Origin of the sequence: Paenibacillus paridis (genome assembly GCF_006345825.1) — a bacterium.
GTDB lineage: Bacteria > Bacillota > Bacilli > Paenibacillales > Paenibacillaceae > Pristimantibacillus > Pristimantibacillus paridis.
Map to the genome: position 1 here is coordinate 182,947 of NZ_VCIX01000081.1, position 15,084 is coordinate 198,030.

General features: G+C 49.5%; 10 protein-coding genes and 2 pseudogenes. 6 read left to right on the forward strand and 6 right to left on the reverse strand.

Annotated elements, in window-relative coordinates; translation table 11 throughout:
* The 3 genes from FJQ58_RS10745 to FJQ58_RS10755 all read left to right on the forward strand — a co-directional run bounded on the left by FJQ58_RS10745 (position 1) and on the right by FJQ58_RS10755 (position 4,739).
* Positions 1-2,298, forward strand: a complete 2,298-nt coding sequence (locus tag FJQ58_RS10745) for a hypothetical protein (RefSeq protein ID WP_139993146.1) — start codon at positions 1-3, stop codon at positions 2,296-2,298.
* Between the two features lie 147 nt (positions 2,299-2,445).
* Entirely contained in the window at positions 2,446-3,426 is a 981-nt protein-coding gene (locus FJQ58_RS10750) for an N-acetylglucosamine kinase (protein WP_139993148.1), read from the forward strand.
* The gene (locus FJQ58_RS10755) at positions 3,423-4,739 is read left to right on the forward strand and encodes a 6-phospho-beta-glucosidase (protein ID WP_139993150.1); all 1,317 of its coding nucleotides are present in this window, start codon (positions 3,423-3,425) and stop codon (positions 4,737-4,739) included. The genes FJQ58_RS10750 and FJQ58_RS10755 overlap by 4 nt, the downstream gene beginning before the upstream one ends.
* 581 nt (positions 4,740-5,320) lie before the next feature.
* Here the strand turns inward: FJQ58_RS10755 and FJQ58_RS10760 are convergent.
* Together FJQ58_RS10760 and FJQ58_RS10765 are read right to left on the reverse strand one after the other, a co-directional pair.
* Complete coding sequence (locus tag FJQ58_RS10760; protein WP_202915248.1) at positions 5,321-5,485, reverse strand: hypothetical protein; 165 nt, start codon at positions 5,483-5,485, stop codon at positions 5,321-5,323.
* A gap of 385 nt (positions 5,486-5,870) precedes the next feature.
* Entirely contained in the window at positions 5,871-6,245 is a 375-nt protein-coding gene (locus FJQ58_RS10765) for a hypothetical protein (protein WP_139993151.1), read from the reverse strand.
* Positions 6,246-6,787: 542 nt separating this feature from the next.
* On the opposite strand from FJQ58_RS10765, the gene FJQ58_RS10770 reads away from it, so the two are divergent.
* Positions 6,788-8,509: a methyl-accepting chemotaxis protein gene (locus FJQ58_RS10770; RefSeq protein WP_139993153.1), complete on the forward strand. Its 1,722-nt coding sequence runs from the start codon at positions 6,788-6,790 to the stop codon at positions 8,507-8,509.
* Positions 8,510-8,711: 202 nt separating this feature from the next.
* Here the strand turns inward: FJQ58_RS10770 and FJQ58_RS10775 are convergent.
* Together FJQ58_RS10775 and FJQ58_RS10780 are read right to left on the reverse strand one after the other, a co-directional pair.
* Positions 8,712-9,215: pseudogene (locus FJQ58_RS10775) on the reverse strand (IS3 family transposase); the annotation flags it as partial.
* Between the two features lie 12 nt (positions 9,216-9,227).
* Positions 9,228-9,656, reverse strand: a complete 429-nt coding sequence (locus FJQ58_RS10780) for an IS3 family transposase (RefSeq protein WP_139993157.1) — start codon at positions 9,654-9,656, stop codon at positions 9,228-9,230.
* 82 nt (positions 9,657-9,738) lie between these two features.
* Between FJQ58_RS10780 and FJQ58_RS10785 the strand changes: the two are divergent.
* Positions 9,739-10,434 (forward strand): annotated as a pseudogene (locus FJQ58_RS10785) (IS4 family transposase); the annotation flags it as partial.
* A 7-nt stretch (positions 10,435-10,441) separates the two neighbouring features.
* Here the strand turns inward: FJQ58_RS10785 and FJQ58_RS10790 are convergent.
* Positions 10,442-10,909, reverse strand: a complete 468-nt coding sequence (locus FJQ58_RS10790; protein ID WP_139993159.1) for a hypothetical protein — start codon at positions 10,907-10,909, stop codon at positions 10,442-10,444.
* Positions 10,903-11,079, reverse strand: coding sequence for a hypothetical protein (locus FJQ58_RS32300; protein ID WP_162341422.1), 177 nt, complete (start codon positions 11,077-11,079; stop codon positions 10,903-10,905). Before FJQ58_RS32300 ends, FJQ58_RS10790 begins: the two co-directional genes overlap by 7 nt.
* Before the next feature lie 247 nt (positions 11,080-11,326).
* Between FJQ58_RS32300 and FJQ58_RS10795 the strand changes: the two genes are divergently transcribed.
* Positions 11,327-15,084, forward strand: a 3,758-nt coding sequence (locus FJQ58_RS10795) for an immunoglobulin-like domain-containing protein (protein ID WP_139993161.1), incomplete at its 3' end; no start/stop codon positions are given.

Sequence of the window (15,084 nt, forward strand, 5' to 3'; positions counted from 1 at the left end):
ATGAAAAGATGGACTAAGTCAATGGTATCGGCCGTTATTGGCGCCAGTGTATTCGCTTCGATTCCGCTCAGCGCCTTTGCTGCCACGGCAGCCTTGCCAAACGCTAAATTTGCTCCCGTCGCGTTAGAGGAGCGGGCTCAGAAAGACATGAAGTATTACAGCGCTTCAGAGTTTGCGGCACTAGTAGACAAGGATAAAATTCTAGCTGGATTTGCAGCATCCTTGGTAATCCCTAGTGATTTGCAGGTGCTTAAAGTGATCGGCGAGGAGCAATTGACGGCATTCGTGCAGGATGGCGATACCCTTTGGATTGGAACGAAAAGCGGAGTTACGCGCATGAATTTCAGCGAAACGGATACGCGTGATTACGTGCAGTATTTATCAGGCCCCCGCTACCTCTACAATGGCGATGACGTTGTAACCGGGCTTTACAGCGACGGCAGCAATGGCGTCTGGATCCAGAATGCCAAGGGCGTTGTCCATTTGGCTATGGAAAATAAGACACTGAAGCAAAAAGCGGACATTCAGGAAGATATCATGAAGACGGTCAATGACCGTAACGGAATGATTCCAGATCAATATTATTCGATTGTAAATGGACAATATGTGGGCAAGCCGAGAACGAATGACAATGACGGCTTATGGACAGCGGCATATGCCATTGGCGAGATTTTCCGTTACCAGACAGCATTGCGCGAAGGAAACGAGCAAGAGCGCGCGGAGGCTAAAGCTGCTGCAACAAGAGCAACCAAGGCGGTGCTGCTGCTGAATCAAATTTCGGGCCGCGCGGACGGGTTCCCGACGCGTTCCTACATCGTGAAGGGTCAGGAGCAGCGCAGCGGCTTATGGTTTGAAGTGAAGGAAGCAGGTGCCGGCGGATACGCGCTTGCGGTGAAATCACGCGAGGCTGTTGGCGATAAAGGTGCTGAAAACTTTCGTATTACCGATCCGGATTTAATCCTTGAAGCGAAGCAGGCATACGAGGCGATGACCGGAAGAACGTATGATGCGGATTGGGGCGCCAAAAATTACTACGGTCCGAATTGGATTTATCCTGTCGTATTCGACACGACGGTGTCAGGCCCGCGCAATGTCGGTTATTTGGAGCCCGGCGTCGCCTGGCGCTTGAAGTCCGATATCAATGAGGATCTTGATCCAATGCTGGCGGCCTTGTACCGCGACATGGGCATTTCGGATACAGACATCATTTATAAGGCAGATACATCGGCGGATGAAGTGCTGGCCCATTTCAGTCTCTTCTATTATGCCGACCGTTATTTATTCGATGGGTCTTCCAGTGAAGATGCTCACTTGAAAGAGCTGACGGTCCAATTCGCAGACCGGATGATGAACCATATCCTTACGAATGATTTTAGAATTGTTGACGCGCATGGCAATTCCACGACATGGTCCAAATGGTTTGCTTCTTATTTTCTAAAGGATGATCCAGAAAATCCGGGGGAGTTTGCTTATGGCTATGAAGATGGGCCGCTGAACGCGATTGAAATTATGAGCTTTTTGAAAACGACGCTGTATTTAACAAAGGGCAAAGCGGAATATAGCGAGCATTATGCGAAGTATGAGCAAGCCTACAATGATCTATGGGATTACAGCTACGACGGCACCGAAAACGGTAAAGGCTATATCCACTTCGCCAAAGAGCATTTGCAGCGGAGGCTGGATATCGTTCCTCGCGATTATATGGAGTTTGACGATTACAGCTCTGATCCGGCAAGGATTGAAGACATCGTTGCCCGCGAGGATGTGACGCTGTCGGTCAACTATTCCGATGAGCATTTGTTTACGATTTCGTTCATGCCATTGATCGAATTAGAGCTGGAAGAGGACCCAGGCTCCAGCCGAGTGAAGGATTTACGGGAAATTTTGGACCAATGGTGGGTAAATATGAGCCGCGAGCTCAATCCGCTGTACACCTTCGTCTACCAATTTTCGAATCAGGATAACACGAATGTCGATCTGGAGTCGGCGGTATGGATGATGTACCGCTCGCCGCAAATTCGCATTGAGCTGCCGGTGATGAATTCAACCCGCAAAGATGTACTGCATCTGGATGATTACAGCGCAAGGGATGAAGAGGAGCTGCTGCTTAACCGCGTGCTTCCGCCGGATGAGAACAAAGTATACAAATACAACAAAAATCCGTTCGTTGCGGATGAGAATGTTAACAACGGTGTATATGGTGGCGTGAATTACAATGATGGATATATGAGCAATTCAACGGCCTTTACGCTTCCTTATTGGATGGGCCGTTACTATGGAATGATCGAAGGCGAATAAGGGTTTTGGTAACCTGGCCTGGGCGCTGTCGGTCGTCATGACTGAATAGCCGTCCAGGCTTTCTTATTGCCTTGAACCGGCTGCTTCTGTCACACCGGCAGGATTGCAGCAGAACGCGGCTACGGCCACGAGGAAGAGGAGATTGTTATGGCTATCGTAATGGGGGTTGACGGCGGCGGCAGCAAAACGTATGCCGTCATTGTAAATGATCAAGGCATCAAGCTGGGGGCAGGGGTTGCAGGTTGCGGCAATCATCAACGGATTGGCGTAGATGCGGCATTAGGCCATATCAAACAAGCTATTGATTTGGCGCTGGAAAAGGCGGGTCTCCACATGGACCAAATTGATTTTGTACAATACGGGCTTGCCGGAGCCGATCGGGCTATCGACTTTTCCCTTTTATTGCCTGCACTGTCCACGATTCCGTTCAAAAGCTGGGACGTTGTCTGCGATACGATGATCGGCTTGCGGACGGGCAGCAGGAGCCATACCGGTGTCGTGCTCGTTTGCGGCAGCGGGACGAATGCAGCAGGTAGAAACAGCGAGGGGGAGATCGTCCAGGTAGGCGGCTTTGGCGAGCTGTTCGGTGACCGGGCAGGCGGGGAGTATTTGGCCGCGGCGGCATTTCAGACGGCCGTTCGTTCATGGGAAGGCCGGGAAGCGGCTAGCAAGCTAACTGATCACGTAGCGGCATACTTTGGAGATGACGATCTGGGTACTACCATTGAGCGGCTGCTCGACGAGGACATCTCTACCGTACCGGAAGCACTGACGATCGTGCTGCATGAAGCGGCCGCTGAGGGAGATCTGCTGGCCATAGGGCTGCTAAAGGATACGGGAAGAGAGCTTGGACTGGCAGCAAATGCCGTTATCCGCAAGCTGGGCGGGCACCAAGACAGGCCTGTTCCAATCGTGCTCATTGGCAGCGTGCTGCAAAAGGGGCGCAGCCTCCACTTGATGAACGAGCTGCAGGCGATGCTGCGGTCGGAGAACAATGATGATCGGCTTGTTATTCCCGAAATGGCGCCTGTATATGGCGCAGTTTTGCTTGCGCTGGAGCAGGCAGGTATTTATAAGACGGAAGCGCTCGAACCTATTTTTGTACAATATGGAGGCTATCAAGAATGAAACATAAAGATTTGAAGGTTGCGGTTATTGGCGGAGGCTCCTCGTATACACCTGAGCTTATGGAAGGGTTTATCAAAAATTATGATCAATTTCCGATAAAGCAGCTTTATCTTGTCGACGTCGAGGCAGGAGCGGAGAAGCTGCGCATTATCGGAGAGCTGGCGAAGCGGATGTTCGAGAAGGCGGGGCTTGCGGTCGATATTCGCGTGACTCTCGACCGGCGTGAAGCGATCAAGGATGCCGATTTCATCAGCACGCAAATCCGCGTAGGGCAATTGGCGGCTCGCTCGCTCGATGAGCGCATTCCTGCCGAGCTCGGCATGATCGGGCAAGAGACGACCGGAGCGGGCGGCTTCGCCAAAGCGTTGCGCACCATTCCGGTCATCCTTGATATTTGCCGCGATATTCGTGAGCTTGCGCCGGATGCCTTTCTGATTAACTTTACCAATCCAGCTGGAATCGTGACGGAAGCGGTGCTGAAATACGGAGGCGTAAAGACGATTGGCTTATGCAATTTGCCCATTGGACTCCGCAATCAGATTGCGGAGCTGTGTGAGGTTCCCGTGTCTGAGGTACAGTTGGAATGGGTGGGCATCAATCATTTGAACTGGACCACCCGCATTATCGTGCGGGGCGCAGACATTACGGAGCAATTTCTGCGTGAAATGGCCGGCGCAGGTGGCATGACCATGAAAAACATACCCGATCTGGACTGGGACCTGCAATTTTTGCAATCGCTAGGGGCATTGCCATGCGCTTATCACCGTTACTATTATTTGCGCGACGAGATGCTGCAAGAGCAGTTCGCGGCGATGCAGTCCGGTGGAACGAGAGCGGAAACGGTCATGCGGCTGGAAGACGAGCTGTTCAAGCTGTACCAAGACCCTCAGCTTGCCATTAAGCCTCCCCAATTGGAGCAGCGGGGCGGAGCCTTCTATTCCGAGGTAGCGGTTAATCTGATGACGGCAATCTATAACAATAAAGGCGATGTCCAGACGGTTAATGTGCGCAATAATGGCATTATTGCCTGCCTGCCGGATGATGCCAGCGTAGAGGTCAATGCGATTATCGATGCTGAAGGAGCGCATCCAATCGCGTTATCCCAGCAGCCGGGACCACAAATCCGCGGACTGCTGCAGGTCGTGAAAGCCTACGAGGAGCTGACGGTCGAAGCAGCCGTTCACGGCGACTATGACAAGGCGCTGCAGGCGCTTTGCATACACCCGCTGATAGGCTCGGTGGCAGCAGCGAAGCAGGTGCTTGACCAATTGCTTGCGGCACATCAGCGTTATTTGCCTCAATTTGCTCTGTAGAGGATCAGAGGTGCATGGTAGAAAAAGGGTTGGGCAAAGCGGGCATTGCTGAAGATAGTCCGAGAAAGTAACAGAGCGAGCAAATGGTGAAGTTTTTGAGAAGTATGGTAAGGCAATTGCTTTAATAGAAAGATGTTATATGAAGATTTTAAAGAAGATGTTATATAGGAGAAAAGCTGTAGTGATGGAGACATCTTGAAGAAGCTCTAGGAAAGTAATATTGTTGTGATGGGCACATCTTGAAGAAGAAATAGAGAAGAAACGTATGAACAAAGGCTTATTTCATGTAAAATTGTGGAATAAGCTTTGTTAGGGCTAAGCATACGGACTATAGAAAAGAACTTATGCAGTACAGGACAAATTGATTAAATAATTGATATGAAACAGCCGCTATCCTGCACGTTTGCAGGATAGCGGCTGTTTTGCACCGTAGGTTGGGATCTATGTTGTATTTTTATAATATAGGCTCTGATTATCGTTCCAAAAGGTGATGAACCATGCCTTTTTAGTGCAGATATACAGGATAGCAACCGCAGAAGTGTCTAAAAGCATAAAGTTAATGCAGGCGTACAGGATAGCCATCATACATAACATGCAGTATTATAGCTGACACGGCCAACTAGCATCAAACCCATCAAACCCATCAAACTCATCAAACCCATCAAACCCATCAAACCCATCAAACCCATCAACCCCAGCAAACCGATCAACCCCACCAACCCCAGCAAACCGATCAAACCGTTCAACCCCACCAACCCCATCAAACCCAGCAACCCCACTAAACCCAACAAATCCAGCACTATAGCCAACACAGTTAACATAGTGTTAATTGCAGGAAAAGATTTGTTGGGGATAAGCATACGGATAGTAGAAAAGAGAGTTATGCAGTACAGGTAAAATTTTTGATAATAAACACGGAACAGCCGCTATCCTGCACGTTTGCAGGATAGCGGCTGTTTTGCACCGTAGGTTGGGATCTATGTTGTATTTTTATAATATAGGCACTGATTATCGTTCAATAAGGTGTTGAAGCAGGCCTTTTTAGTGCAGATATACAGGATAGCAATCTCAGAAAAGTATAAAAGTATAAAGTTAATGCAGGCGTACAGGATAGCCATCAGTTTCCTAGATTCACGCTACAGCCTCCGGCAGCTCAAGCTCATAGCCTTTGTACACAAGGTATCTTTGCAATCCTTTGCAGTGTCGCAGCGTTTCTCGGGCGAGTGCAATGGCTTTGCTTCGGTTGCCAGACTTTAGCTCAATCTCGGAGAGAAGTGCATATCTCATCCATGGCTTGGCTATTTGAGCCGCTGAAGCCCGTGCCTGCTCAAACTCACCTTCCTCGATTTGAACATAAGCTTCGTAATATCGACGGTACTGGAGCGGCCGGATATGGGGAATCTCGTTTTTTAATGTAGACGTATTCTTGTGATATACACCATGGATTGCCCTATACAGGGCCTGTCTTGCTGGCTGCTTGTATTTCCTCAGCAACTGATCGAGCACGCGCTCAAACTCCTCATCTTGCCTGTTCGCACTCACATAAAATAAGTACAAGGCTGGTTTTCTTCGCTGCCTGATTAAAAACTTTTCAAGACGCTCTATATTCGTCTCTCGAAACAACAGATAAAAGTAAGGTACACCAAGAAATAGCAAGGCAATGAGAAAACCGCTGCCGAAAATATAAAGGAGCGTGACATTCAGGGAAGCTAGAGTGGCAGAGATGATAAAAATAAATAGATAGACCAAAAAAATGCGAATGAACGGACGGATAAGCGATCACTCCTTTGTTATGATGCAGCCATATGCAGCAAGTGTTTATCGGTTCGGTCGGCAAAGAGACGACGCCTTGAAGGGAGCTGTATTCCATTTTGTAGTAGTATAGCACAGGATATGCGAGAGGAAGTCTATCTTTTTTGCAACGAAGGATATCCATTCCGCCTGATTCCAGCCAACGCTACCAAACCGATGAAAGGATAGATTAAAGCTGTCGAATCTTGTAAAATAACGTAAGGTAATGTTTTGTGACATGGGAAGGGGAAATAAGGTTGAATCGCTTATTGACGAGGATGGTTTTGTTTTTCTCAAGTCTTATTTTACTTGCGGGCGCCGTGCTTGGATTTACTATTTATCGCTCTTCCACGGGCTTGGTGGAGGACTCTTTGGGTGCTCAGGCACAGCTTGTGGCCGAAAATGCAGCCAAACTGATTGATCTTGAGGCGTATGCTGGGATTAGCGTCGAAGCAGGGGAGAACGAGTATTATACGAGCCTGCGCGCTAAGTTAAACGAGCTTCGCGAAATGAATGGTTTGAAATATTTATATACGTTGGCCAAGAAAGAAGAAGGCGGGCAAGCCGTTTATTATTATGTCGTCGATGGAGCGCCGCTCGATATAGAGGCTGAGGATTTTTCGGCGCTTGGCGAACCAGAGGAAAATGAGTATCCACGCATGATTCAAGCATTTGCCGAAGGCACTCCTCAAGTGGGGGATTTATCGGATGATGAGGAATACGGCGCGACGATTACCGCCTATGTTCCGCTCAAAAGCAAAGATGGCGAGCTGATTGGCGTGGTTGGAGCGGATTTCGATGCATCCGGCGTGTTTAAGCTTATGAAGGATAATCAAAAGGCTACGCTTTACGTGACGCTTGGCATTATTGCGGCGGGCATTATTTTGGTTTATTTGATGGCGAGCTATTTGACACGGCCATTAAACAAGCTGACCACGCAAGTAGCCAGAGTGCGGGAAGGGGATATGACGGTCGCTATCCAAGCAGGCCGAAAGGACGAGATCGGCCATTTGGCCAATACGTTTGACCAATTGGTATCGAACACGCGATCCGTGATCCGCAGCATGCGGGATAATTCCGAGCGGCTGCTCCATACCTCGGAGGGCGTCTCGAATCATGCCCGTACCACAACGGAAGCAAGTCGCTTAATTGCGGCAAGCATTCAGGATGCGTCCGGAGGGGCTAATATTCAGGTCGTAAGGGCAGCCGACATGACGAAGGCTGTGGAAGGCATGACGTATAGCATGCTTCGCATCACGGAATCTGCCTCGATCGTCTCTCATGTCGCGCAGGAGACAATGGAGGAAAGCGAACGGGGCAATGGGCTGATTGCCCATGCGATGAAGGAGATGCAGTCGATTCACGAGACGGCCGAACACATGCTTGCAGCAACAAGAAGACTCGAGGGCCGTTCAGGTGAAATCGGTGAAATTACAAACGTCATGGCTGGCATTGCGAAGCAGACGAATTTGCTTGCGTTAAATGCCGCTATCGAAGCCTCCCATGCGGGCGAGCACGGCAAAGGGTTTGCGGTTGTGGCCGATGAAGTGCGCAAGCTCGCGACACAGTCGCAAGATTCTGCCATGCAGATTGGCGAGTTAATTGCCGCGATCCTGGAGCAAACGGCGCAGCTGTCTTCGAACATGGAGCTAAGCGCGACGAAGGTGGAGTCCGGACTTCATCTCGTGAAGGATGCAGGGGCTTCGTTTCAAGCGATTGTAACGGGATTGGAGCAGGTGAACATTCAATTGCAAGAGGTATCCGCAGCATCGGAAGAGGTATCCTCCGAATCGGAGGAGGTCGCAGCCTCGGTCGAGGAGATGGAGCGAATTTCGCGCCAAGCGGCGCAGCATTTTGAAGGAATCGTATCCAACTCCGGCGCCCAGATTGCGGCGATGGACGAGGTGAGCGGCTCCGCGGAGCAAATCCGCACCATGTCCAACGAGCTTACTTCACTAAATAAGCGTTTTATTGTTTGATCGAGTAGGATGATTCACAAATTATATGAATTAATTCGACGTAAAGGTATAGGAATAAATATCTCAACTTTCGAAGAGCCAAAAGTAGATTAACAGTATGTACAGCTTAGGTTTGAAGTCAATAGGTTAGTCGGATTGACAAAAATAGAAAAACACCGCCTGTTTGTGGTCATACCCCTGTCAAGTAGACAGTTAAAAAAAACTATGCTGTCAGCGCGCACCGATATTCAATTGGTGCGCGCTGCTTCAGTTTAAATTGATACCGCTGGTAGTTATAAAAGTAAATGTACTCTTCCACAGCTTGCCGAATTTTCGTTCCTGATTTACACTGTTGGAGATACAACTTCTCTGTCTTGAAATGCGAAAAAAAGGATTCGATGCATGCATTATCTAGGCAGGTTGCTTTGCGAGAGTGGCTCCCTTTAACGCCGAATGCTTCTAAGCGCGTGTTGTATACCGGAGACGTATATTGGAAGCCTTGATCCGAATGGAGAACGGCTTCTGAAACGTCTCTTTTTCTTGTCCACTCTTCGACTGTATCCAGCAGGAGTTGCACATTGTTGCGCGAAGACAACTGCCAAGCGATAACCTCATTGTTGAATAAATCTTGAATGACAGAGAGGTAGTGGAAATTCGTGCCGTCGGAAATGTAGGTAATATCCGTGACCATTTTTTGTGAAAGTGCTGTAGCATGGAATTCGCGTTTAAGACGGTTCGGTTACACGACCGAGAACGTGTAATTAGACTGTCTTCGCTTCCTTCGAATAACAGATTGAATGGACAGTGCCTTCATGAGTCGCCATTCCTTCTTGTGATTAACGATGTATCCTGCCTCCTGTAAGGCTATCCTCATACGTGGGTACCCGAAGTAAGGGTGCGTGAAATGGATGGCCATCATATACTCTTTAATCTCAGTACTGAAGATCGTGCGAGGACGTCCTGTAAGAGGGTCAGGTATCTTATCTGCGCGCACGTCAAAGGCCTCTCCTTTTTGCCATTTCTTCACCCAGAACAATTGGCTATAGTTTCCAATTTCAAACTTTTCAGCCACTTTCTTATAGTTGGATGATCCCTTCATGTACTCTTGTACCGCAGCTAGTTTAAATTCTTCTGTATATTGCTTAAATGTTTGTCCCTTTTTAGCCATAGAAAAATCCCCTCCAAGTTCACTCTTTCCTTCATGATAACATGAGGGTTTTTTTGAGTGTCTACTTAAAGGGGATAATACCAAACACTTGAATGGCGGGGGTTTTTAGAATAAATTCGGATTTACTTGCGCTTACTTATTTCGGCTTGTTTTTGTTATTCTATTTCACCAAAAGAGTCGGTTTCGCCTTCTGGAGAGCAACAAAAGCGAGTCACATCAAGGAAAGGATTCCCTTTACCGCTTCCTGACCCATAGCGGTTATTCGTGAAGGAGATTCTTGTTATCGCTGAGTAGCGAAACCATCCAGCGCGTATTGAAGTTAACCTCTGACGATCGGAATACAGCGTTCATCATTGACGACTCGATGTACGAACGCAACCGAAGCAAAAAAGTGGAGATGCTAGCCCGCTTTAAGGATCATGCGACGAGTATGTTTTACAAGGGATTTCGCATGCTGACGATGGGCTGGTTGGACGGTCATTCGCTCATTCCGGTAAAATTTAGTTTGCTAGGCTCCTTGAAGTCCGGCATCAACGGCATGCTTGAGGGGATCGACAAAAGAACTTCCGGTTACAAACATCGCCAAGAAGCGCTTTTTGCCGCACCGCAGGTCATCGCCGCTATGCTGGACCGCGTGATTACAGCGGGAATGACGTCTTCGTACGCCCTCATGGATAGTTGGTTTACCCATGCGCCTCTCATTCAAGAAGTCGTGAAACGCGGACTCCATGTGATTGGCATGGTTAAAAACGATAACAAGCGTTACATCGTAGACGGATAAAGACTTAACCTGAAGTCGCTACACGAAGCAGCACGACGTGTGGAAGGCAAGGCGTATTGTGCTCATGAGAAGTAAGCAGCAGAAATTCATCCTTCATTCGGTTTGCTATTTGTAACTGTTGCGTTAGTTGTCGCATGGACGAGTAAGCGACGAAAGATTTTGAAGGCCAACTCGAAAGGGATGTCCGGACATTTTTATAGATGGCGACCGCAGTGGCCGGGCCGAAATAAAGCGAATTAGCGATGCCGGCGCTCTTGTAATCGAAGTTGGACGCAAGCAGCAAAATTTCGATCTCGTTGCCATCGGTATGGAAATAGACCGTATAGGGAACGTTTTGCGGTGAGTAGCGATTTCTTGATTCCCCGGTTTGGCCGGCCTCTCCCACTTGCCCGGTACCATTATATCCCGTTTTTTGTTTGTTGCGCTCAAGATGTCGCCTGGTATTAGCTATCAATTTGGATAAAATTACCATTCGCCATTCAGCAGGACAATGTCGTTATCATCGAAGTTCCACGCTCTTAGATCAAGGTAACCTCGTACCACAACAGGAGCATTTTTGTTGGCGTGTGAGGACATCCACAGCACAAGCGCGATAGTCGTGGTTAATAATAGAATCCACGCAACAATTTTATCTCTGAACATTCGGTGCCTATGCCCTTTGCTACGAGCGCATATAGATCAACAAAGCCCCCCTTAATAAACGCTTAATTCGATTGGATGCGGGTTGCCGATTGACAACGGATGGTCTACGCTTTCGTCTTTTCAGTAAATGTTAAGCGGTCCCTGTTATAATCGCTCATATCCGACAGGATGCTTAAGCGACTAGAGGAAAGATATTCTTTCTATCGAGTCTATATGAAATGAAAAGAAAGGCGAGTGGATAAAAACAATGATTAAACGTTGGATTTCTACTGTCATAGTATTGTTATTAATTGCGGCCAATCTTCCCGGGTATGCCTTCGCAGGCTCTCTTGATAAATGGAATATCCAGAGTCCGCTGCCCACGGGTGCTCAACTTATTGGCGTCACTTATGGAAACAACACGTTTGTGGCGGTGGGGATCTCTGGAACGATTATCACTTCAAGCGACGGGACGAGCTGGACGAGCCAAACGAGCGGCACAACGAATCAACTGAATAGCATCGCTTATGGAAACAACATGTTTGTGGCGGTGGGGGCAACTGGAACGATAATAACCTCAAGCGACGGAACGAGCTGGACGAGCCGAACGAGCGGCATTGCGGCTATGTTGATCAGTGTCGCCTACGGCAATGGCATGTATGTGGCGGTGGGCGAAAATGGAACGATTGTGACTTCTAACGACGGAGTGAACTGGACGAGCCGATCGAGCGGTATTACGGATAATTTAAATGGCGTCACCTTCGGAAACAACACCTACGTGGCTGTGGGGAACTTTGGAAAGATTGTAACCTCCGTTAACGGGACGAACTGGATGAGCCGAACGAGCAATACTACGTATCATATAAGGTCTATCGCTTATAAAGTCGGCAAGTATGTGGCAGTGACACAGTCTGGACCGGTTGTACTCTCAAGCGACGGAATAAGCTGGATGTCCGAATCCAGCGGCACTACGAATGCTTATTATAGTATCATTTATGCCAACAACACGTTTGTGGCGGTGGGGAACTCCGGAAAGATTATAACTTCAAGCGACGGAACGAGCTGGACGAGCCAAACGAGCGGCATTGCGAGTAATCAAAACCTAAGTGGCATCGCCTATGGAAATAGTACGTATGTGGCGGTGGGGACTAGTGGAAACGTTTTAACCTCCAGTAACGGGGTGAACTGGACGAGTCAAAACAAAGGCACTACGATGGCAATATATGGCGTCGCCTACGGGTTAGGCAAATATGTGGCAGTGGGATTCTCTGGAGAAAGTATTGCCTCCAGCGATGGAGCGAACTGGATGAGCCCCACAAAAATCACTTCGGCTATGCTTAACAGTGTCACCTACGGAAGCAACATGTTCGTGGCGGCGGGGTCCTCTGGGGGAATTTTCACCTCCAGTAACGGAACAAACTGGACGATGAGGACAAGCGGGACTTCGAGTGATCTACTAGGCGTCACCTATGGAAATGGCACGTATGTGGCCGTGGGTGCAGGCGGAAAGATTGTAACCTCTAGCAACGGGATGAACTGGACGAGCCAAACAAGTAATACTACGAATCATCTAACTGGCGTCGCCTACGGAAATGGCATGTATGTGGCGGTGGGGTATAACGGAACGATTGTAATCTCCAACGACGGAGTGAACTGGACGAACCAAACGAGCAATACTACGAATCATCTAACTGGCGTCACCTCTGGAAACAACACCTATGTGGCAGTGGGGAACACGGGGACGATTCTCGTCTCCGGTGACGGAGCGAGCTGGACGAGCCGAACGAGCAATACTACGAATCACCTAAACAGTATCGTTTACGAGAATGGTACGTATGTGGCGGTGGGAAACTCGGGAACGATTTTAACCGCTAGCGATGAAGTGAGCTGCAACGCCGGAGTGAGCTGGGCGAGCTGGACGAGCCAACCGAGCGGCACTACGGGCCACCTAAAAAGTATCACGTACGGAAACGGAATGTTTGTGACGGCGGGTTTTGGCGGAATCATAATGACAAGCGATATAGCGACACAAAACAGCACCGTCAGTCCGAGCGCGTGCAGTTTCGACAAGAACACGGCAAATACTTCGGTTGGACACTATCAAGATGTATCCACGACGCTGACGCTGAACGGCAATACGCTGAGCAGTATCTCGAACGATACTGACGCGTTGGCGCTGAACACGGATTACACAGTTTCCGGCAACGCGGTGACGATCATGAAAGAATATTTGGCGCAGCAACCGATCGGCACGACAAACTTGACGTTGATCTTTAGCGCAGGCGATACGCAAACGCTGATGATAACGGTCAGCGATACGGAGCCGCAGAGCAGCACGATCAGCCCGAACACGGGGGGGGTTGACAAGAACACGGCAGACACCTCAACCGGACACTATCAAGATGTATCCACGACGCTGACGCTGAACGGCAACACACTGAGCGGCATCGCGAACGGCGCAGCGGCGTTGTTGCTGGACACGGATTACACGGTGTCTAGCAACACGGTGACGATTAAAAAAGAATACTTGGCGCAGCAGGCGACCGGCACGACGAGCTTGACGTTTACCTTCAGCGCGGGCCGTACACAGACACTAACGATAACGGTCAGCGATTCGACGATGACCGACGCGGAAGCCGTAGCCGCCGACAAGTCGGCATTGGCAGTCGGATTTGAGAGCGGAGACAGCGCTGCGAATGTCACCACAGACCTGACTCTGCCTGTGACGGGAGCAAGCGGTACGACAATCAGTTGGTCTTCCAGCGATGCGAATGTTGTAGATGAGGACGGTAAGGTGACGCATCCATCCTACACAGCAGGAGATAAAGAAGTAACGTTGACGGCAACCATTACAAAAGGTAGCGAAGTGGAAATCAAGGTCTTCACGATCACGGTGAAGGCAAGCTTGCCGACCGACGCAGAAGCCGTAGCCGCTGCCAAGTCAGCATTGGCAGTCGGATTTGAGAGCGGAGACAGCGCTGCGAATGTCACCGCAGACCTGACGCTGCCTGTGACGGGAGCAAGCGGTACGACAATCAGTTGGTCTTCCAGCGATGCGAATGTTGTAGATGAGGACGGTAAGGTGACGCATCCATCCTACACAGCAGGAGATAAAGAAGTAACGTTGACGGCAACCATTACAAAAGGTAGCGAAGTGGAAATCAAGGTCTTCACGATCACGGTGAAGGCAAGCTTGCCGACCGACGCAGAAGCCGTAGCCGCTGCCAAGTCAGCATTGGCAGTCGGATTTGAGAGCGGAGACAGCGCTGCGAATGTCACCGCAGACCTGACGCTGCCTGTGACGGGAGCAAGCGGTACGACAATCAGTTGGTCTTCCAGCGATACGACTGTTGTAGATGAAGACGGTAAAGTGACGCGCCCATCCTACACAGCAGGAGACAAAGAAGTAACGTTGACGGCAACCATTACAAAAGGTAGCGAAGTGGAAATTAAGGTCTTCACGATCACGGTGAAGGCAAGCTTGCCGACCGACACAGAAGCCGTAGCCGCTGCCAAGTCGGCATTGGCAGTCGGATTTGAGAACGGAGACAGCGCTGCGAATGTCACCGCAGACCTGACGCTGCCTGCAACGGGAGCAAACGGCACGACGATCACGTGGTCTTCCGATGATTCGACTGTCATCGCTACTGACGGTAAAGTGACGCGCCCATCCTACACAGCGGGAGACAAAGAAGTAACGCTCACCGCAACGATTACAAAGGGTGGTGTCACCGAAACAAAAACGTTCACGGTACAGGTAAAAGCGAACCCGCAAACCAACGCAGAAGCTGTAGCTGACGACAAGGGTGCGTTGGAAGTAAGCTTCGNAGAAGCTGTAGCTGACGACAAGGGTGCGTTGGAAGTAAGCTTCGGAAGTGGCGACAGTGCAACGAACGTGACGAAGGACCTGACGTTGCCTGCGACGGGAGTAAACGGCACGACGATTACGTGGTCTTCCAATGATTCGACTGTCATCGCTACTGACGGTAAAGTGACGCGCCCATCCTACACAGCGGGAGACAAAGA

Bases quoted from the DNA above. Each gene is read 5' to 3' on its own strand.
- FJQ58_RS10780 (WP_139993157.1), bottom strand. From the start codon at position 9,656: ATGGCTAAAAAGGGACAAACATTTAAGCAATATACAGAAGAATTTAAA.
- FJQ58_RS10790 (WP_139993159.1), bottom strand. From the start codon at position 10,909: ATGGTAATTTTATCCAAATTGATAGCTAATACCAGGCGACATCTTGAG.
- FJQ58_RS10755 (WP_139993150.1), top strand. From the start codon at position 3,423: ATGAAACATAAAGATTTGAAGGTTGCGGTTATTGGCGGAGGCTCCTCG.
- FJQ58_RS10750 (WP_139993148.1), top strand. From the start codon at position 2,446: ATGGCTATCGTAATGGGGGTTGACGGCGGCGGCAGCAAAACGTATGCC.
- FJQ58_RS32300 (WP_162341422.1), bottom strand. From the start codon at position 11,079: ATGTTCAGAGATAAAATTGTTGCGTGGATTCTATTATTAACCACGACT.
- FJQ58_RS10745 (WP_139993146.1), top strand. From the start codon at position 1: ATGAAAAGATGGACTAAGTCAATGGTATCGGCCGTTATTGGCGCCAGT.